The 17,781-nt window shown below is 44.7% G+C and carries 19 protein-coding genes; 11 read left to right on the top strand and 8 right to left on the bottom strand.

The window, feature by feature from the left end:
- Positions 1–24: 24 nt before the first annotated feature.
- Positions 25–1,134: an ISAs1 family transposase gene (locus PSI14_RS16140; protein ID WP_273576906.1), complete on the top strand. Its 1,110-nt coding sequence runs from the start codon at positions 25–27 to the stop codon at positions 1,132–1,134.
- A gap of 178 nt (positions 1,135–1,312) precedes the next feature.
- Here PSI14_RS16140 and PSI14_RS16145 read toward each other — a convergent pair whose 3' ends face one another.
- The 8 genes from PSI14_RS16145 to cobA form a co-directional block, all read right to left on the bottom strand.
- A complete protein-coding gene (locus PSI14_RS16145) occupies positions 1,313–1,891 on the bottom strand; it encodes a plasmid pRiA4b ORF-3 family protein (protein WP_273576842.1) in 579 nt (192 codons plus the stop codon).
- A 175-nt stretch (positions 1,892–2,066) separates the two neighbouring features.
- Positions 2,067–2,345, bottom strand: a complete 279-nt coding sequence (locus PSI14_RS16150; protein WP_273576844.1) for an IS1-like element transposase — start codon at positions 2,343–2,345, stop codon at positions 2,067–2,069.
- 64 nt (positions 2,346–2,409) lie between these two features.
- The gene (locus tag PSI14_RS16155; protein WP_273576845.1) at positions 2,410–3,477 is read right to left on the bottom strand and encodes a PfkB family carbohydrate kinase; all 1,068 of its coding nucleotides are present in this window, start codon (positions 3,475–3,477) and stop codon (positions 2,410–2,412) included.
- Positions 3,478–3,907: 430 nt separating this feature from the next.
- A complete protein-coding gene (locus PSI14_RS16160; RefSeq protein ID WP_273576846.1) occupies positions 3,908–4,252 on the bottom strand; it encodes a DUF1493 family protein in 345 nt (114 codons plus the stop codon).
- Positions 4,253–4,534: 282 nt separating this feature from the next.
- Entirely contained in the window at positions 4,535–4,936 is a 402-nt protein-coding gene (locus PSI14_RS16165; protein ID WP_273576847.1) for a VOC family protein, read from the bottom strand.
- Between the two features lie 236 nt (positions 4,937–5,172).
- Complete coding sequence (locus tag PSI14_RS16170; RefSeq protein WP_273576848.1) at positions 5,173–6,033, bottom strand: GHMP family kinase ATP-binding protein; 861 nt, start codon at positions 6,031–6,033, stop codon at positions 5,173–5,175.
- Positions 6,026–7,099, bottom strand: a complete 1,074-nt coding sequence (gene cobD, locus PSI14_RS16175; protein WP_273576850.1) for a threonine-phosphate decarboxylase CobD — start codon at positions 7,097–7,099, stop codon at positions 6,026–6,028. The genes PSI14_RS16170 and cobD overlap by 8 nt, the downstream gene beginning before the upstream one ends.
- Complete coding sequence (cobA, locus tag PSI14_RS16180) at positions 7,092–7,853, bottom strand: uroporphyrinogen-III C-methyltransferase (protein WP_273576851.1); 762 nt, start codon at positions 7,851–7,853, stop codon at positions 7,092–7,094. The genes cobD and cobA overlap by 8 nt, the downstream gene beginning before the upstream one ends.
- A 781-nt stretch (positions 7,854–8,634) precedes the next feature.
- Here cobA and PSI14_RS16185 point away from each other — a divergent pair.
- The 10 genes from PSI14_RS16185 to PSI14_RS16230 all read left to right on the top strand — a co-directional run bounded on the left by PSI14_RS16185 (position 8,635) and on the right by PSI14_RS16230 (position 17,745).
- Positions 8,635–10,077: a cobyrinic acid a,c-diamide synthase CobB gene (locus PSI14_RS16185; RefSeq protein ID WP_273576852.1), complete on the top strand. Its 1,443-nt coding sequence runs from the start codon at positions 8,635–8,637 to the stop codon at positions 10,075–10,077.
- Positions 10,074–11,054, top strand: a complete 981-nt coding sequence (gene cbiB / locus PSI14_RS16190) for an adenosylcobinamide-phosphate synthase CbiB (protein ID WP_273576853.1) — start codon at positions 10,074–10,076, stop codon at positions 11,052–11,054. The genes PSI14_RS16185 and cbiB overlap by 4 nt, the downstream gene beginning before the upstream one ends.
- Positions 11,055–11,066: 12 nt before the next feature.
- Positions 11,067–11,714, top strand: coding sequence for a cobalt-precorrin-8 methylmutase (locus PSI14_RS16195; protein ID WP_273576854.1), 648 nt, complete (start codon positions 11,067–11,069; stop codon positions 11,712–11,714).
- 5 nt (positions 11,715–11,719) lie between these two features.
- Positions 11,720–12,892 carry a cobalt-precorrin-5B (C(1))-methyltransferase CbiD gene (gene cbiD, locus PSI14_RS16200; protein WP_370688870.1) on the top strand — a complete coding sequence of 391 codons (1,173 nt, stop codon included), beginning with the start codon at positions 11,720–11,722 and terminating at the stop codon, positions 12,890–12,892.
- Positions 12,889–13,548, top strand: coding sequence for a cobalt-precorrin-7 (C(5))-methyltransferase (locus PSI14_RS16205; protein ID WP_273576857.1), 660 nt, complete (start codon positions 12,889–12,891; stop codon positions 13,546–13,548). The genes cbiD and PSI14_RS16205 overlap by 4 nt, the downstream gene beginning before the upstream one ends.
- A gap of 60 nt (positions 13,549–13,608) precedes the next feature.
- Positions 13,609–14,223, top strand: a complete 615-nt coding sequence (locus PSI14_RS16210; protein ID WP_273576859.1) for a decarboxylating cobalt-precorrin-6B (C(15))-methyltransferase — start codon at positions 13,609–13,611, stop codon at positions 14,221–14,223.
- The gene (locus PSI14_RS16215) at positions 14,216–15,049 is read left to right on the top strand and encodes a cobalt-precorrin-4 methyltransferase (protein ID WP_273576860.1); all 834 of its coding nucleotides are present in this window, start codon (positions 14,216–14,218) and stop codon (positions 15,047–15,049) included. Before PSI14_RS16210 ends, PSI14_RS16215 begins: the two co-directional genes overlap by 8 nt.
- Before the next feature lie 100 nt (positions 15,050–15,149).
- Positions 15,150–16,250 carry a cobalt-precorrin 5A hydrolase gene (gene cbiG / locus PSI14_RS16220; RefSeq protein WP_370688871.1) on the top strand — a complete coding sequence of 367 codons (1,101 nt, stop codon included), beginning with the start codon at positions 15,150–15,152 and terminating at the stop codon, positions 16,248–16,250.
- Complete coding sequence (locus PSI14_RS16225) at positions 16,244–16,969, top strand: precorrin-3B C(17)-methyltransferase (protein ID WP_273576862.1); 726 nt, start codon at positions 16,244–16,246, stop codon at positions 16,967–16,969. The genes cbiG and PSI14_RS16225 overlap by 7 nt, the downstream gene beginning before the upstream one ends.
- Positions 16,966–17,745 (top strand): cobalt-precorrin-6A reductase, encoded by a 780-nt coding sequence (locus PSI14_RS16230; protein ID WP_273576864.1) that lies wholly within the window; start codon positions 16,966–16,968, stop codon positions 17,743–17,745. Before PSI14_RS16225 ends, PSI14_RS16230 begins: the two co-directional genes overlap by 4 nt.
- Positions 17,746–17,781 lie beyond the last annotated feature (36 nt).

A 17,781-nucleotide genomic window follows, 5' to 3' on the forward strand; every position in this document is an offset into this window, starting at 1 on the left:
TATTTCCCTTTCGAATGTTCGCCCATGAATCCTAACCACTTCCTGATTGAATACTTATCCGTTGTCAAAGAAACCCGCTCTGATATCAATCGTCAATATGATCTGATTGATGTTATTTTTCTTGTCATCAGTGCCATTATGGCCGGGGCTGAAGGCTGGCAGGATATTGAAACTTATGGCCGTGCCAAAATTAAGTGGTTGAGAAAATACCGAGGTTTTTTCTGTGGGATCCCGCGTCGACACACGATTGCCAGGATTGTCCGCGCGATTGAGCTTGATTCGTTACTGGACGCTTTACTTCATTGGGTTAATGAGCAACGTGAACAGGGCGGAAAACCGGTGATTGCTTTTGATGGTAAAGTGCTGCGACATGCCTACCGGAATGAAAAGAAAAATGCGGTTCAATTGGTGACCGCCTATGACACTGAACGGGGATTAGTGTTGAGCCAAAAAGCGGCGGCCACGAAAAATGGGGAAATCCGTATCGTCCAGCAGATGTTGGAGCTCCTTAACCTGAAAGGCAGTATCGTGACGCTGGATGCCTTGCATTGTCAGCGCCAAACGCTGGAAAAGCTCAGTGAAAAAAAAGCGCATGTGGTTGTTCAGGTGAAGAAAAATCAGCCTCATCTGTGGGAGGCCGTCCAGTCTCAATTTCAGGTGGTATTTGATGCAGGTAAAGAAAAAATTATCACGGAAATGAAGCAAGAAGCACATGGTCGACGTGAAGAGCGCTATGTCTTTCAATTAAAGGCAAAACTGCCACCAGAACTGGCAGATAAGTGGCCGACAATCCGCAGTATTATTGCCGTTGAACGCCATCGGACACAAAATGGCAAAGGAACGGTAGAGACCTCGTATTATGTGAGTTCTCTCTCGCCCAAGCATAAATTATTGGGGCACTACATTCGCCAACACTGGCGGATTGAAAATAGTCAGCATTATATTCTTGATGTTGTTTTTAAAGAAGATGATTCACGGATTGTTTTGGATGGTGCCGTTGAGAATCTGGCTTTATTTCGACGTATCGTGCTGAATATGGTTAAACAGTGCAATTGCGGGGCACCCAGCCAAAGAAATAAGCTTAAAAAAGCGAGTTGGTGTGATGATTATCGGGCAAGAGTTTTCTTTGGGTGAAAATCAATCAAAGTATGCTCGTGCCCTGCATGATACTGTCCTCTCAGGGCTATGATTACTGTATCTCCCCGTTTTTTAGCCGGTGACGCAGTTTATAATACGTAGAAACACCTAATCCCACGTTATCGCAGACCAGCTTTAATTTTATACCCTTATGGATACCGATCACTGCTATCTACTATAGCTCTATCACGATGGGTTCAAGTTCTGGTGAATCAAGGTTAAGTCTATTTAATTGGCGGTTAACCTTTGACCGGTTGAATCTGACAGTATCAAGACCATCTATCAATGGGAGAATTTCTCTGACTGTTGTCGTTTCATCAGCATGAATAATCGCGTTAAGCAATACCAGTGTTTTAGCGGTTTCATCGGCTAACATCGCGCCAGGCATTCTATTTCCGGTCAAACAAAAAGGAAGCGTCAGGTTAGAATTTCCGAGAACGGTTTCAATACGGATATCGTGAAGCCAGTGCTCGAAAAAGTTGTACTCGTAGGTAAAACGGTCACCGGCATCAAATTCAAAGTCACCAAGCGTAATTTTGTGGGGGTTGTCAGGAAACCCGATCCCACCGGAGTAGGAAATGCCGTAATTTTTGCCATAAATACGGAATTGATGCAGGTGATCATCCTGCCATCCCTGAGCGATCTGAATGATACAGTGAAAAGCCGCTAAAGAAGTCTCACCTGACAGCCTAAATCGGCGCCAGACCATAGGACTGATACCTCGAAGGGCGACTTTCACGATGTAGGCTTTCATGGTGAGGTATCAAATAAAAATGGGCTTAATTGCTCATTATATCGCCGATTGAACAGAGTGCCCCACACTATTTTATACTCTCGTCAATGACGTTGTTTTTTGTTCCCGACAAAAGACCCTTGCTCGTCCAATTCACAGATGAGCGTGACATCTTCGTAAACAACCTATCTCGTTGTTACTTGTTTTGGCAAGAGTTTTTTAACGTGTGTATTACCGCATTTATACCGATACTTAAAACACGACCAGTACCTCTTACGCCAGAGTCATTCATTGCCATATCAATGATTTTATTTTTCGTGCCAGATTCATGACCATTGTAACGATAGTTAAGTTGAAAGGTTTTCTGGCAATTTTTGCAATAATAGCGAGGGAATCCAGTTTTACCTGTCCCGTGTTTAGGTACAGGTTTGGTTTGACCGCAATATCGACAAACAACCTCTATCGTCATAGTCATATGATGGCTCCACTAAAAAAACACAAGAACATCAAATTAATGCTTTGGAGTCATGACCCTATTTTTAAATACACAGGCGATTTTTAGGGAATATCTCAATATTTTCCGACGATAGCGTCAGTGCGGAACATTGCTGTGCAAAGCGAATGCTTTCTTTCAGATTCATGCCTTCTAACCAGCAGTGTACAAGGCCCGCCATCATGGCATCACCCGCTCCATTGGCATTAATAATATTAGTGTTGATTGCATCTGAACATCCTGAGGTATTATCCCTTTCACTGTAATAAACACCCTTTGCATCCATACTTAAAATTAAACGCTGAATGCCATGTTGATGAAACCAATTAGCCGCATCAGCGGCATCTTTTTGAGTTTCGATTTTTATTCCACTGAGGATTTCTGCTTCAGTACGATTGGGTTTTAAGGTATGGATATGCGATAGTAAATGGCGGATTTTGGATGCCTTAGATCTTGAAACAGTATCAACAAAAATTGGAACATTACTGGCATTATTAAATAACCATTTCAGAGCGTCTTCAGTTAAGTTACAGTCAACAATGAGTACGCTGGCATGCTGGATTAAAGATTTAGATTGAGATAATAACGTAGGCGTCAATTTTTCCAGAATACTCATGTCATTAACTGAAACTACACATTTTCCATTTTCGTCTATAAGAGAATTGCAGATCGAGGTTTTTTCATCATCTAATTTATATAAATGATTAACATTAACACCTGTTGACTTTGTATAATCAAATAATGCCTTTCCATTTGAATCGTTACCAACAACAGAAATTAAATAACTTTCATTTTTTAATAAGGCAATATTTTGAGCAATGTTTCTTCCGACACCACCTGGTGTCGAAATAATTTTCCCTGGGTTGGAATCTTCATAAATTAATTTGGCTGAGGTATAACTTGTCAAATCTATATTGGCTGCGCCAATTGTTACAGCATAAACATCGTTAGATAAAATATACCCTTTGCCTTTGATATAACCTTTTTTACTTAGGTTCATAATATGTCCTGCAACACATGAGCGACTGATCCCAAGAATATCAGCAAGTTCTTGTTGCTGAATAAAAGGATCACGCTTCAGAAGTTGCAATATCTGGTTTTCCCTTTTTGACATATCATCCCCTTAGCTATTTTTTACACTGATGTTTTATTTCATGTCAGGCAAACAGTAAAGATTATTTTTGTTCTTCTTTCTCATTATGAGAATACGATCGTAAGTTTGGTAAAGTCATCAAATTGCAAAAAAATGTGATGAATATCTCTAATATTATGCTGAAAAATTAATAAAAATCAGGCTGATTAATAGATCAAATTAGTAAACTATATTTTATCCTGTAATAATCTCTTTTAAAACAAGGCGTTGCTATGGTTGTTAGGAATAGCAAACATATGTTTGTTTCCATACAATCGTTTGATTAGCCTGCTTAAACACCAATATCTCCGAACCGTGTTCATGGATCTTGATCAAGATTTTTTAATGCCAGATAGGGTAAGGCTTTTGGCGTTTCTTCTTTATCATTTGGGATTATTCCAACTTACTATGTTTAGTCATAGAGCCAATAACCAGCTTTTGCTGATTCTATGAGCATTCTGATAGTGAAGTCAGGTACGAGAGTGGGTTTTGGCCTTTTTGACGGGATAAGGATTGCCAGTAAATCGGCTATGAAATGAAAATCCTCTTCTGGATAATAAATATTAATATTAAATTTCAATGGATTAACATTAAATTTATCAAAAAAAATATTCATTAATTCTTCAGCTTCTTCTTTTTCTAAATGTAGATCAGTATCAATATCGGTTTCAATAGGAAGCGTCTGTTTTCGGCAAAACAGAGGTGTGCCAGAATATTTTGCAATAAAATTTAAGATTTCCTCTTCTATATCTACCATATTCTGTCACTACCCCTTATTCTCATTTAAATGAGACGAAAGCTATATCACTACAGAATAGTTTTTGATTAAAAAATATTCTGTATGTGTATTTCGTTTAATTGGAATTGAGATTCCATATTCAATGAATAGCGAAACCTCCGCTTATCTCAGGAGAACTAACTACTGTTTTGATTTGAAATGTGAGGGAAATACATGGCTAGGAAGCTGTTAAGTAAAGTATTACATATAGCCCGATATTATTGGGCTAATGATGATATTTAACGTTTATGTTATTGCTTTTTAAATAATCGTATTCTGATATAAATCCCAGCGGTTACCATAAATATCTTCAAAAACTACCACCATGCCATATTCTTCCTGACGGGGTTCTTCACAGAAATGGACGCCATTTTCTTTCATTTTGTGATAATCGCGCCAAAAGTCGTCAGATTGCAGGAACAGGAATACACGCCCACCACATTGATTACCGATAAATGCTTCTTGCCTTGCGTTAGATGCTCTTGCCAGCAATAAATTACAGTCACTTTCAGGATTTGGGGTGACGACAACCCATCTTTTTCCCGGCTGTGGTGTATCTTCTACCAACGTAAATCCCAGTTTATTGGTGTAATAATCGATAGCTCTATCATAATCATCCACAACGATAGCAACGTAACCCATACACCTTTTTTGTGTTCTCATGGTATTCCTACTATTTTCTGATTTAAAAATTACAGCATGCGGGTGCCTAAGTTCACACCTTTTTCTGGCTGGATCAGGATTGTTCCTTGATCGTCACAGACGGCAGCCAAAACTAAAACTTCGGATTTAAATCCCGCCACTATATATGGGAAGGATAACGTAATTTTTGCCTGTTATCTTTCAGATTAGATATGTAATGAGAGATAGATTCGCTTCTCAAGTTTATTTCAGCGAATTCAGCGAACACCGCCTGTAATCAGTTTGACCTGATGGATTTTCGGATAGTGCTCAGAAATCTTCTTTTGGTGCAACCACCAGCATAGATAATTTGTGTCATGGTGGTGTGAATCGAATAATAGGCCAACAATACTGCCGCTATGGGCAACGTTCAGGCCATAAATGCCTGTCTGCTCAACCAAATCCCTCAGTTGATCAAAACAGGGTTTCGGTAATATCGATTGGCAGGCGATGGCGCTTAATGTACAGGCTTCTCCAAGACGGTAATTATCATGCCGTTGATTTGCCGTACTGAATTGCAACCAGGCTTGTTGTAATAAAGACGCGTTATCTTGCAATTGTGATTGACGATCCTGCCGGCGATATTCTTCCGTCAAAATGGTTTGTGGGCTTTCCAGCAGCAAAATATCGATATCCGGTTGCCAATCGAAAGGAATTTGAGTCTGGGCGGTGAGATGATCAAACAAGGTTAATTGTTTGAATATCGTGCTGTCAGTGGGTTCCAATTTGACACAAAGTTGTGCCAGCTCTGCACTGCTTAATGATTTTCCTAATAATCTGGCGGTGGCTTGAGCGGTAGCAGCAATATCTGCTGTACTGCTGGCCATGCCTTTGGCGAGTGGAATTGTTGATTGATACTCAATGCGCAAGCCAGAAGTCAATTCGGGAGGCTCCTGCCAGTAATCCAGTAGTAAATTTACCATCTGGCGCATACGTGGTCGTTCATGTGGCGTAGGAATGCCTTCACTGACAGAAACACAACTGAACCAATTAATTGGGCAGGAAATTAATTTTTCTCCACCAAACAGCCATCCTTGTAAAAGTTCTCCGCAAGAAGCGGGGCAAGAGGCTTCAGCCATGGGCAAAAACCTGCTGCATGGCTGCGATCAGGCGCTGATTTTCCCATTCATTGCATACGGCAACGCGATAGTAACGTTCGTCTAATCCTGCATAGTTTTTACAATGGCGAATTAACAACTGATGTTTAAGCAGGGAATGCCATAAATCAACATTGAGTTTATTGCAGCGGAAGAACAGAAAATTAGCCGATGGCCGCCAGACAGTCAGTTCAGTAAAAGCTGAAAGCTGAGTCCAGAGATAATGTTGCTGCGATTTTAGCCATTGATGTGTAGCAGCAATATAATCATGCTCATCAAACAAAATTTCACCAACCCGTGCGGCAAAGGCGTTGATTGACCACGGTTCACGCCGATTTTTCATCTCGGCAATCCCCATTGTATTTCCGCTGACCAAATAGCCCAAACGTAGCCCTGGGATGGCGAAAAATTTTGTCATTGAACGCAGTATATAAAGGTGTTTAGTGATAGCAACTTGGGGAATCAACCCTCGGTTATCAGGTAGAAAATCAATAAAGGATTCATCAACAATCAACCAGATCCTTTGTTTCTCACAATATTCCACCAGTGATTGCATAAACTGGCTGTCTGGCATTAATCCGGTGGGATTATTGGGAGTGGCTATAAAAACGCAATCAGGTTGGATTGTGGAGAGCGTATCTAACAAGCGTAAATCCGGTTGAAATCCGGTTTCTTCTGTTAACGGATAGTCGATGATTTCAGTGCCAATTTGCTGCAAGGCTCGCCGGTATTCGGCAAAGCCTGGGGTAAGCAGCAAGGCTCGTTTGGGATGGAGATAACGGGTGACGGCATAGATCAGTTCTGTTGCGCCATTGCCTGCCATCACTGCTGCATAATCGCATTGATGGGCTTTGGCGATCGCCTGATGTAAATGACGATATTCCACATCTGGATATTTTTCGATATCGGCAAGACTATTTTTGATCAACGCCTTAACCCGTTCCGGTGCGCCCTGCGGATTGATATTGGCGCTGAAATCAATAAGCGTATTAGCGGGAAGACCATATTGCTCGGCAACGCCAAGGATATTGCCACCATGCTCACTCATTAAATTGCTCCGTCAGCGGAAGAAAGGAGAGGGTTGCCCCAAGATTAACGACCTCACCAATCACAATCAACGCTGGTGCATGCAGGTTCTGTTCTTCTACTTTTGCAGCCAGAGTTTCCAGTGTGCCTATAACGCTCTTTTGTTTGGGCTGACTGGCGTACATGATCACCGCAGCAGGTGTTGCGGGGGATTTGCCATATAGCATCAGTTGTTGGCAGATTTCTTCCAGACGGGTCATTCCCATCAGAATAATTAATGTTCCTTCCAACTGGGCGAGTATTTCCCAGTTCTGTTGCGCATTGTCCTGAGACGTATGCCCTGTTACGACATGGAAACTTGATGCGTAATTGCGGTGAGTGACAGGAATGCCAGCATAGGCCAAGCCACCAATTGAAGAACTGATCCCCGGAACGATTTCAAATTTGATGCCATGTTGTGCCAGTACTTCCGCTTCCTCTCCTCCGCGACCAAAGACATAGGGATCGCCACCTTTTAGGCGAACAACCTGTTTTCCCGCCTGTGCATGTTTTACCAGAATTTGATTAATCGCTTCCTGTGGAATGGGATGGTAATCATGTTCTTTCCCAACATTAATAATTTCACAATGATCAGGCACTTGAGCAATGAGTTCAGGATTGACGAGACGGTCATGAACAATGACATCAGCAGATTGAATACAGCGCAGTCCTTTGACTGTGATTAAACCAGCATCACCGGGGCCGGCTCCCACTAACCATACATTGCCTTTATTCATTGGATTACCTCTATGGGTTTAAAATATAAATAATTAAAGAAATGGAAAAGTATTCTCATCATGATAATTAAGACGGAGTTTTATTTGTTATAAAGGCTTGCCTATTCTGTCTTATGCTTTAGTTGATTTTTTTGATGTTTTTTTCTTGCATTTATGAATGGCGTTATTTCAATCTAAATTTTTTGATAATTATTACTTCAATATGGTGTTGGAAAATTTGATTTATATCAATGTTCGTATTTTTAAATTTTAATTATTTTAAAAATGAATGATGTTTTCCATTGAAAATATTTACCGCTAGGAATATTTTTTCATTTTATTAATGGATGAATCTTTATTTTATTATTTAAATTCATAGGGTTAAATTTTGGCGGTTAATTGATGCATTTGTGTTTGTGTATTAATTTTTATTTTCTTTATTATAAAAACATTTTTTATAGCTTAAGAATCATGAACAAGATCACAAAAGTGATCATGGGTATTTTTATAAATATAAAAAATGTGTATTTTTAAATAAATCCATTTTCTATTTTTTAACTGTAATTAATTTCGTGATAATAATTTTTCATTATAAGGTTTAATTTATTGAAAAATAAAGAAACTATTGATGTTTGTATTGTTCGTGAAATATTAATTGATTTGTCAGAAAAGAATTAAAAGCCTTTTGTTTGATAAATATCAATGAATGAGAACATTAGTTTTAGTTTTTAATATCAATACTGGTTTAACGCTAATGTCAATTGAAAACCAATGCAGGGTTTAAATATTTTGGGGCAAGCACATGCAACAGAAATATGCTTTTGTCATTGCAGGTACAGGTAGCGGATGTGGGAAGACAACGGTTGCGCTGGGTATCATGCGAGCCTTGATGAACCGTTCACTGCGGGTACAGCCGTTCAAAATCGGGCCTGATTATCTGGATGGTGGTTGGCATCGTGCTGTGACGGGGGTTGCTTCACATAATCTTGATGCTTTTATGCTCCCCGAATCCATTCTGAATGGTTTGTTTAACCAAGCTATGACCAATCAAGATATTGCGGTTATTGAAGGCGTTATGGGGTTATATGATGGCTATGGTACTAACCCCAACTATTGCAGTAGCGCGGCGTTGGCAAAGCAGCTTGGTTGTCCGGTGGTGTTATTGGTGGATGGTAAGGCGGTTTCTACCTCGATTGCAGCTACGGTGATGGGGTTTCAGCAATTTGATCCGGCGGTCAATATTGTGGGAGTGCTGATAAATCGCGTTAATCGGGATAGTCATTTTCAGTTATTGAAGCAAGCGATCGAACGTTATTGCGGTATTCCTGTTTTGGGGCGAATCCCCGTAATGCCTGATATTGCGCTTCCTTCCCGCCATCTTGGGCTGATCCCGGCACAAGAACAAGGCTGTCAGCATGATAAAAACGGTCAGCATGGTGAAAATAATAGTCAACGCGATGAATGCTGGTCTTATCTTGCTCAGCAGATTGAAGCCTCGGTGGATTTGGATAAATTGCTGACATTGACTCAGCTATCTTCTTTACCAAAAGGAAATATCGATTCCCTTGTTGATCCCGCGATGGGGCAAGGTTTGACGTTGGCTTTGGCAGAAGATGAAGCATTCCACTTCTATTATCCCGATAACTTGCTGTTATTGGAAAAAGCAGGTGTGACGATCAAACGTTTCAGTCCCCTGCATGATCACCAGTTACCCACATGCCAGATGATCTATCTGGGTGGGGGGTATCCTGAAATCTATGCTCAGACTTTATCTTCCAATTACGCCATGCATGAAGCATTACGTCGGGCACATCAAAAAGGCATTCCCATTTATGCGGAATGCGGTGGTCTGATGTATCTCAGTGATGCCCTGATTGATGCAAATGGCGTGCGGCATAACATGGTGGGATTGATTGTCGGTGAAAGCCAGATGGGAGATCACCTGCAACGCTTTGGTTACTGTGAAGCCACGGCAATGTGCGATACGCCTTTAGTGGCGAAAGGGGAAACACTGCGTGGGCATGAATTCCATTACTCAGATTTTATCACGACGCAGCCGCCCATTTTTCAGTGTGTCAAATCGTGTGATATTCCAGAATCAAAAGGGACATTCAAAAAAGCGCAGAAAAACTGGCTGGGCGGCTACCAGAATGGCAATACGCTGGCGGGCTATCTGCATATTCATTTTGCCCAACGCCCCGGTTTACTTCATCGTTGGCTGATGATGGCACGGAGGCTGTTATGACCGTCTTACTGTGGTTTGCGGCTTTTATTCTGGATATGAAATTGGGTGATCCTCCTCATTGGCCGCACCCCGTGCGCTGGATGGGGCAGCTTATCAATCAAACTGAACAGTTTATCCGCCGGATTGGCCAAACCGAAACCGACTTGAAATGGGGCGGTGTACTGTTATGGCTGGTGGTAGTGGGAAGTGTCTGGCTGGCGAGCTATTGGGTTTTGCAATTGGCTTATGGTGTGGCGTTCTGGTCAGGGTGTTTGGTTGAGATTTGGCTGATTTATACCGTGCTGGCAGGACGTGGTTTAGGTGAGTCGGCAAATGCGGTTTATCAGGCATTACGGCAGGGGGATTTGCTGACCAGCCGTGAGCAGCTTTCCAAAATTGTCGGGCGGGAAACGGCTCAATTGCAAGTCCCACAGATCAGCCGCGCTACCATTGAAACCGTGGCAGAAAACAGTGTAGATGGTGTGATTGCACCGTTGTTGTTCTTAATGCTTGGTGGTGCTCCACTTGCGATGGCCTATAAAGCAGTCAATACCCTCGATTCAATGGTTGGCTATAAAACCCCCCGTTATCGGGCGCTGGGGATGTTTTCAGCGCGTATGGATGATATGGCGAATTGGCTGCCTGCACGTTTGGGCTGGCTTCTGCTGGCAATGGCTGCGAAATGGCAGGGGTTGGATTTTCGACAGGCGTTACGTATTGGCTGGCGTGATCGCTATCAACACAGTAGCCCTAACAGCGGTTGGTCGGAAGCCACAGTAGCGGGGGCATTGGGCATTCGTCTTGGCGGGCCGAGTGTTTATTTTAACCAGCGCGTTGAAAAGCCGTGGATTGGTGATGCAAGACGTGAGGTCACACCTGACGATATTCCACTGTCTGTTCAAATGATGATGGTGGCATCAGTGATGGCGCTGCTGCTGTTTTCGCTGCTGCACAGCTTGGTCAGTTTGATGAATAGCTTGGTCAGTGTGACGATATAAGGAGGAAATAGAATGAGCAATTACATCCAACAACCCCAACAGATTGAAAGAAATAGTTTCGACATCATCAGCCGACTTATTTTCGAATCGCGTCCTGATTATCGTTTTGTAGATGCAGATCAAGAAGCGGTGATCAAACGGGTGATCCACACCACTGCCGATTTCGATTGGTTGGATATTCTCTATTTTTCCCCTGATGTTTTTCGCCTCATTCGTGACGGTATTTTGCGTGGCTGTACGTTATATACCGATACGACAATGGCGCTGTCTGGCATCAATAAAACCCGCTTGGCTCAGTACGGTAGCGAATGCCGTTGTTATGTCAGCGATCCCCGCACCATTCAAATGGCAAAAGCACAGCAAATCACACGTTCAATGGCAGCCGTTGATCTGGCCCTGCAAGAGTCAGGGGAGAAGATCTTTGTCTTTGGCAATGCCCCGACTGCGCTGTTTCGCTTGATGGAACATCAATCTGCACCGATTGCCGTAGTGGGTGTTCCCGTCGGTTTTGTTGGCGCGGAGGAATCAAAGCATGACCTTATCAATAGTGGATTAAGTTGCATTGCGGCAAAAGGACGCAAGGGCGGCAGCAATATTGCAGCCGCCATTATCAACGCCATCCTTTACCGGATGCCATCGGGTGCCGGAGGTGAAGGGTGAGTGAAATCCGTGATAAACAATTTATTGATGATAAACAAGCCGATGGTCTCGGAACGGTCTGGCACAGGGGCAAGCAATATCGCAAGGGTTATACCACCGGATCTTGCGCTACCGCAGCCGCTCGCGTCGCTGCGTTGATGATCTTGCGCCAGCAGGTTATTCATCAGGTTTCTATTGTCACGCCCTCTGGTGTCACATTGGCCCTGAATGTCGAGCAACCCTTGATTGAAGGACAGCAGGCGGTTGCGGCTATCCGTAAAGATGGTGGCGATGATGTGGATGCAACCCACGGAATGTTGATTTTTGCCCGTGTCTCCCTCAATGACAGCGGTGTGATCACACTGGATGGCGGTGAAGGTATTGGCAGGGTAACGCGAGTGGGGGTCGGTTTGCCTATTGGTTTGGCTGCGATTAATAAAACCCCACGGCATACCATTGAGGAAACGGTGCGGGAGGTAATTGGCCCGCATCGTGGGGCTGATATTGTCATTTTTGCGCCAGAAGGCGAGGAACGAGCGAAGAAAACCTATAACGACAGATTGGGGATTAAGGGCGGAATTTCGATTATCGGCACGACAGGCATTGTGACGCCGATGTCGGAAGAGAGCTGGAAACGTTCTCTGGCGCTTGAATTGGAGGCCAAACGTGCCAGCGGGTTAGATCGCGTTATTTTTGTGCCGGGAAATCATGGTGAACGTTTTGTCAGCCAACAGTTGGGCATTGATGCGAACTGTGTCGTTACGATGAGCAATTTCGTCGGTTATATGTTGCAAGAAGCGGTGCGCTTGGAGTTCCGCCATGTAGTGCTGGTAGGGCATGTCGGCAAATTGGTGAAAATCGCCGCCGGTATCTTTCACACCCACAGCCATATTGCCGATGGTCGCATGGAAACGCTGATTGCCAATCTGGCCTTAATGGGAGCCCCTTTCGAACTGATTCAGGCGGTGGATCAATGTGATACCACCGAAGCCGCCATTGAATTGATAGCTGAACAGGGCTGGCAGGGGGTATATCACCAAATTGCCCAGAAAATCTGTTGGCGTATCGACCAAATGCTGCGCTTTGCCAGCGGTAAACCGCAATGTGATGCCATTCTGTTCTCCTTTGATAACCAAGTATTGGGCTGCAATCGGCCTGTGAACGAGATTGTGAAGGATTTTGGGGAGGGTTGCCGATGATCACCGTTGTTGGTATTGGCCCCGGAGCCGCAGAAAACCAAACGTTGGCCGCGCTGGATGCTATCAAACAGGCAGAAGTGTTAGTGGGTGGAAAACGTCATCTTGCTGAGTTTCCCCATTTCAGTGGTGAAACCCGCGGTTTGAATGCGGATATAGATGGATTGATGCAATGGCTCGAACAGAATCAGCATCGGCAGGTTGTTGTACTGGCTTCGGGTGATCCCCTTTTTTATGGCATTGGCAAACGAATTACTGAGCATTTCTCTGGGCTGCCTACTGGCAGACAAAACTCCGGTAAAAAAAATATTCGCATTATCTCTGGCATCAGTTCGATCCAATATCTGTGTGCCCATATTTTGCTGGATATGAACGACATTTACCTCACCAGCAGCCACGGCCGCAAACCGGATTTTGACTGGCTTCTTCAACACGAAAAAATCGCCATGGTAACGGATGATGTCATTGGCCCTTACCAGATTGCACAAGAAATTCTGGCGCGAGGGCAGCAACGCCGCATGGTGATTGGTGAAAATTTATCTCAGGAACATGAGCAAATTATGTGTTTGAACGCTGAACAGATCGTTCAACACGGCGACATTAATTATGGTCTGAATGTAGTCGTTATCTTGAATGGTAATGGTAGTGATTTTGAATAGTAGTGATCTTGAATAGTAGTGATCTTGAATGGTAGCGATCCTAAATGGTGGTGATCCTGAATGAAAGATGAACTGTTTTTGCGTGGTCATCGCATCCCAATGACCAAAGAAGTGGTTAGGGCGCTGGCGTTGGAACGCTTGGCGCTGGAAAATGCCCGCCGCTTTATTGATGTTGGTGCGGGTACTGGCAGCGTCTGTATTGAAGCGGCATTGCGCTATCCCACACTGGATATCCTCGCCATTGAACGCAAAGAGGAAGCGTTGCGACTGCTTACAGAAAATGTTCGGCATTTTGGCTGCCATAGCATTCTCATCCAGTCTGGGGTTGCTCCCATGCCATTGGACAACACCGCAGATGCAATTTTCATTGGCGGAACCGGTGGGCATCTGACGGAAATCATTGATTGGGCGCTGGTCCACCTGAATTCAGGCGGACGTTTGGTGATGACTTTTATCTTGCTGGAAAACTTCACCCAAGCATTGTCACATCTGAAATCCTGTCAGATAACCGCGCTTGATGGACGTGAAATTCAGGTGGGAGAACTGACGGCATTGGGACAAGGGCATTATTTCAAACCCAACAATCCCACCTATTTGCTGTCCTGCCAAAAAGATTCTGAACAAGAAGAACGTTGGCAAGAGAAGCATTGGCAAGAGGAGCAGGATAATGTCTGAACACGTTAATTCTGAACAGATTGATTCTGAAAAAATTGATTCTGAACAAATTGATAAAGCCAGTTTTGATACTGCAAAAGTCTGGTTTGTTGGTGCGGGGCCGGGAGATAAGAGCCTGATTACTTTGAAAGGTTATCAATTGTTGCAGCAGGCTCAAGTCGTGATTTATGCCGGTTCGCTGATTAATCGGGAGTTGCTGGAGTATTGCCGCGCAGATGCCGAATGCCATGACAGTGCGAGGCTGACGTTATCGGAAATCACGGCATTGATGGTGAATGGTGTGAAAGCGGGCAAGTTGGTGGTTCGCTTGCAAACGGGGGATTTATCACTGTTTGGCTCTATTCGTGAACAGGCTGAAGAGCTGGCAAATCACGATATTGGTTTTGTCTCTGTGCCGGGAGTGAGTTCGTTTCTTGGTGCTGCCGCGCAGTTGGGGGTGGAGTACACCGTGCCCGAAGTCGCGCAAAGTTTGATTATCACCCGTATGGAAGGCCGAACGCCAATGCCGCCACGGGAAACGTTGGAAGCCTTTGCCGCCCACCAGACTTCAATGGCGATTTTCCTTTCGGTACAGAACATTGCGCGGGTTGTTGCGCGATTGATTCAAGGGGGATATGAGCAGCAAACACCTGTTGCTGTGGTTTACAAGGCGACATGGCCGGATTGCCAGATTGTGCGGGGGACATTGGCGACAATTGTTGAACAGGTACGTTGCGCCGACATTCGTAAAACTGCCTTGATTCTGGTGGGGGCTTTTCTTGGGGAAGAGTATCACTACTCAAAATTGTACGATGCGAGGTTCAGCCATGAATACCGTAGCGCCTAACAAAATGGCATCTGACAAAGCTATTTCTATAAAAACGGTTTCTGGAAAAACGGTTTCTGGAAAAACAGTTTCTGGCAAATCCGCTGTTGGTAAAAGCATTCTGAATAAATCCGTTCTGGGCAAAGCGGTTGTGAATAAAGAATATGCCTTGTTTTGTCTGACAGAAGGAGGCATGGCATTGGCCCGTCGTTTGCAATCCCATTTGGCGATAGATTGCTTCACTTCTCCTGAATTGTTGGAGAGTGAATTTATGGACGCGGACAGCGGATTCATGGCTTTTGAGGATGGTTTTGCCAGTACGGTGCGCAAGGCATTCATTCAATACAGCGCGTTGATTATGATTGGCGCGACGGGGATTGCCATTCGGGTTATCGCCCCTCTGCTCAAGGACAAAATGACCGATCCGGCGGTTGTGGTGCTGGATGAAAAAGGACAGTTTGCCATCAGCTTACTGTCAGGGCATATGGGAGGCGCGAATGAGCTGGCACAACAGATCGCCGATATTCTTGATGGTCAGGCGGTGATCACGACTGCGACTGATGTTAACCACGTCGCAGCATTGGATCTGTTATCTCAACAAATTGACGGAGAAATGGAGAATTTCCGTGCCAATGTCAAAACCGTCAATCAAATGCTGGTCAATGGTAAACGGGTGGGAATTTGGTGGCATCCCTCCTTGCGTTGCGAAAAAGATCGCTACGACACGCGCGGGTTCATTCCCGTTGATGCTCTGGATGATCAGCCTGAGCTGGATGCTCTGGTATATGTCAGTTATGAACGTATAAATCTGGCATTGGCAATTCCCACCTTTAAATTAATTCCTCGCCGTATTGTTGCAGGAATTGGTTGCCGACGTGGAGTGGAAGCAGAACGGCTCGCTGAATTATTGGATCGCCATCTGGCGGAGTACGGCCTTGAACCTTTGGCGCTAAAAGCCGTTGGCAGTATCGAATTGAAAAAAGCCGAGCCAGCGTTAATCCAATTGACCGAAAAACGCCAGATTCCATTCCAAATCTTCTCTGTTAATCAGCTTGCCCAGTGTGAACAAGCATTTCCGGCCTCTGAATTTGTCCGAAAAACGGTGGGCATAGGCTGTGTTTCCCAACCTGTGGCTTGGCTGATGAGTCAAGGGCACTTGGTTGGACATACCCTGCGTGAGCAGGGCGTCACCATCACATTAGGAGTATTGCATCCATGTTAACTGTCATTGGAATTGGCCCCGGCAGCGAAGCCATGATGACGCAGGAAGCGATTGCAGCATTGAAAGCGGCTGACATCGTGGTGGGTTACAAAACTTATACCCATTTGGTGAAACCGCTGGTGGGCGATAAAGAAATTATCAAAACCGGCATGTGCAAAGAGATTGAACGCTGTCAGATAGCCATTGAGCTGGCAGAGCAGGGCAAAAATGTGGCGGTAGTTTGTAGCGGCGATGCGGGCATTTATGGCATGGCTGGCTTGATTCTGGAATTGGTCAGCCAGCAAAAGCGCAATGTGGAAGTTCGGCTGGTGGCAGGTGTCACGGCAAGCACGGCTTGCGCTACCTTGCTTGGTGCGCCGTTGATGCATGATTTTTGTCATATCAGCCTGAGTGATTTACTCACCCCGTGGGCGGTAATTGAAAAACGGGTACAAGCTGCGGCAGAAGCTGATTTTGTGGTCTGTTTCTACAATCCCCGCAGCCGTGGGCGGGAAGAACATCTGGCACGGGCATTTTCTCTGATGGCTCCGTGGAAATCGGCGGAAACTCCCGTGGGGGTGGTGAAAGCGGCGGGGCGCAAACATGAGGATAAGTGGCTGACGACTTTTGCGGCAATGGATTTTTCCCGTGTTGATATGCGCAGTCTGGTGATTGTGGGCAATCAGTCAACCTATATACGTGATGGGCTGATGATCACGCCGAGAGGGTACAAGCTATGAAACGGCCACTGATCCACATTTTTGGTGGCACAAGCGATGCCCGCCAGATTTGCGTGATGATGGATATTGCCGGCATAGATTATTGCTTGTCAGTGGCGACCCCAACGGGAGCACAGCAGGCAACGGGTATTCGTGGTGAAATTGTCATTGGCAGGATGGAAGCCGAAGGCATGACCGAATACCTGCAAAAGCAGGAGGTGAGAATGGTAATTGATGCGTCTCATCCTTATGCCGAACGCTTGAGCCAAAATATTGTCAGCGCTTGCCAAACATTGAGTGTGCCTCTCATTCGTTATATCCGTCCCAGCGATATTGACGCCGTTGAACATCCTCTCATCCATAAAGTGGCAACCATTGAACAGGCGTGTGAAGTGGCAGCCAATTTGGGAACACGTATTTTGCTGACGACTGGCAGTAAGCAATTGGCCGATTATGTCACTCACCTGAAAGGAAAAACCGTGTTGGCTCGTGTATTGCCGACAGCGGAAGTTTTGGCGATGTGTGAATCCTGTGGTTTGTCAGTCGATCAGATTTTTGCCCTGAAAGGCCCATTCAGTGCCGATTTCAATCGGGCATTTTACCAATATTGTCAGGCGGAGGTCATGATTACCAAAGAGTCTGGTGAACAAGGCGGTTTCAAGGAAAAAGTCGAACCTTGTCTTTCCCTCGGATTGCCCTGCATTGTACTTTGCCGCCCAAGGCATCAATTTGAAGGCGAGGGGATCACACAGGTTAACGGATTGGAAGCAATGGCACGGCTATTGGCGAATGTTTGAAGGTAAACAGGCCAGCAAATAGACCGACAAATATAC

The sequence above is a fragment of the Xenorhabdus anantnagensis genome (assembly GCF_028598555.1).
Taxonomy (GTDB): Bacteria; Pseudomonadota; Gammaproteobacteria; order Enterobacterales; family Enterobacteriaceae; genus Xenorhabdus; species Xenorhabdus anantnagensis.

What these genes read in the sequence shown, in the direction of transcription:
- PSI14_RS16140 (WP_273576906.1), top strand. Translation starts at nt 25, where the DNA reads ATGAATCCTAACCACTTCCTGATTGAATACTTATCCGTTGTCAAAGAA.
- PSI14_RS16145 (WP_273576842.1), bottom strand. Translation starts at nt 1,891, where the DNA reads ATGAAAGCCTACATCGTGAAAGTCGCCCTTCGAGGTATCAGTCCTATG.
- PSI14_RS16150 (WP_273576844.1), bottom strand. Translation starts at nt 2,345, where the DNA reads ATGACTATGACGATAGAGGTTGTTTGTCGATATTGCGGTCAAACCAAA.
- PSI14_RS16155 (WP_273576845.1), bottom strand. Translation starts at nt 3,477, where the DNA reads ATGTCAAAAAGGGAAAACCAGATATTGCAACTTCTGAAGCGTGATCCT.
- PSI14_RS16160 (WP_273576846.1), bottom strand. Translation starts at nt 4,252, where the DNA reads ATGGTAGATATAGAAGAGGAAATCTTAAATTTTATTGCAAAATATTCT.
- PSI14_RS16165 (WP_273576847.1), bottom strand. Translation starts at nt 4,936, where the DNA reads ATGAGAACACAAAAAAGGTGTATGGGTTACGTTGCTATCGTTGTGGAT.
- PSI14_RS16170 (WP_273576848.1), bottom strand. Translation starts at nt 6,033, where the DNA reads ATGGCTGAAGCCTCTTGCCCCGCTTCTTGCGGAGAACTTTTACAAGGA.
- cobD (WP_273576850.1), bottom strand. Translation starts at nt 7,099, where the DNA reads ATGAGTGAGCATGGTGGCAATATCCTTGGCGTTGCCGAGCAATATGGT.
- cobA (WP_273576851.1), bottom strand. Translation starts at nt 7,853, where the DNA reads ATGAATAAAGGCAATGTATGGTTAGTGGGAGCCGGCCCCGGTGATGCT.
- PSI14_RS16185 (WP_273576852.1), top strand. Translation starts at nt 8,635, where the DNA reads ATGCAACAGAAATATGCTTTTGTCATTGCAGGTACAGGTAGCGGATGT.
- cbiB (WP_273576853.1), top strand. Translation starts at nt 10,074, where the DNA reads ATGACCGTCTTACTGTGGTTTGCGGCTTTTATTCTGGATATGAAATTG.
- PSI14_RS16195 (WP_273576854.1), top strand. Translation starts at nt 11,067, where the DNA reads ATGAGCAATTACATCCAACAACCCCAACAGATTGAAAGAAATAGTTTC.
- PSI14_RS16205 (WP_273576857.1), top strand. Translation starts at nt 12,889, where the DNA reads ATGATCACCGTTGTTGGTATTGGCCCCGGAGCCGCAGAAAACCAAACG.
- PSI14_RS16210 (WP_273576859.1), top strand. Translation starts at nt 13,609, where the DNA reads ATGAAAGATGAACTGTTTTTGCGTGGTCATCGCATCCCAATGACCAAA.
- PSI14_RS16215 (WP_273576860.1), top strand. Translation starts at nt 14,216, where the DNA reads ATGTCTGAACACGTTAATTCTGAACAGATTGATTCTGAAAAAATTGAT.
- PSI14_RS16225 (WP_273576862.1), top strand. Translation starts at nt 16,244, where the DNA reads ATGTTAACTGTCATTGGAATTGGCCCCGGCAGCGAAGCCATGATGACG.
- PSI14_RS16230 (WP_273576864.1), top strand. Translation starts at nt 16,966, where the DNA reads ATGAAACGGCCACTGATCCACATTTTTGGTGGCACAAGCGATGCCCGC.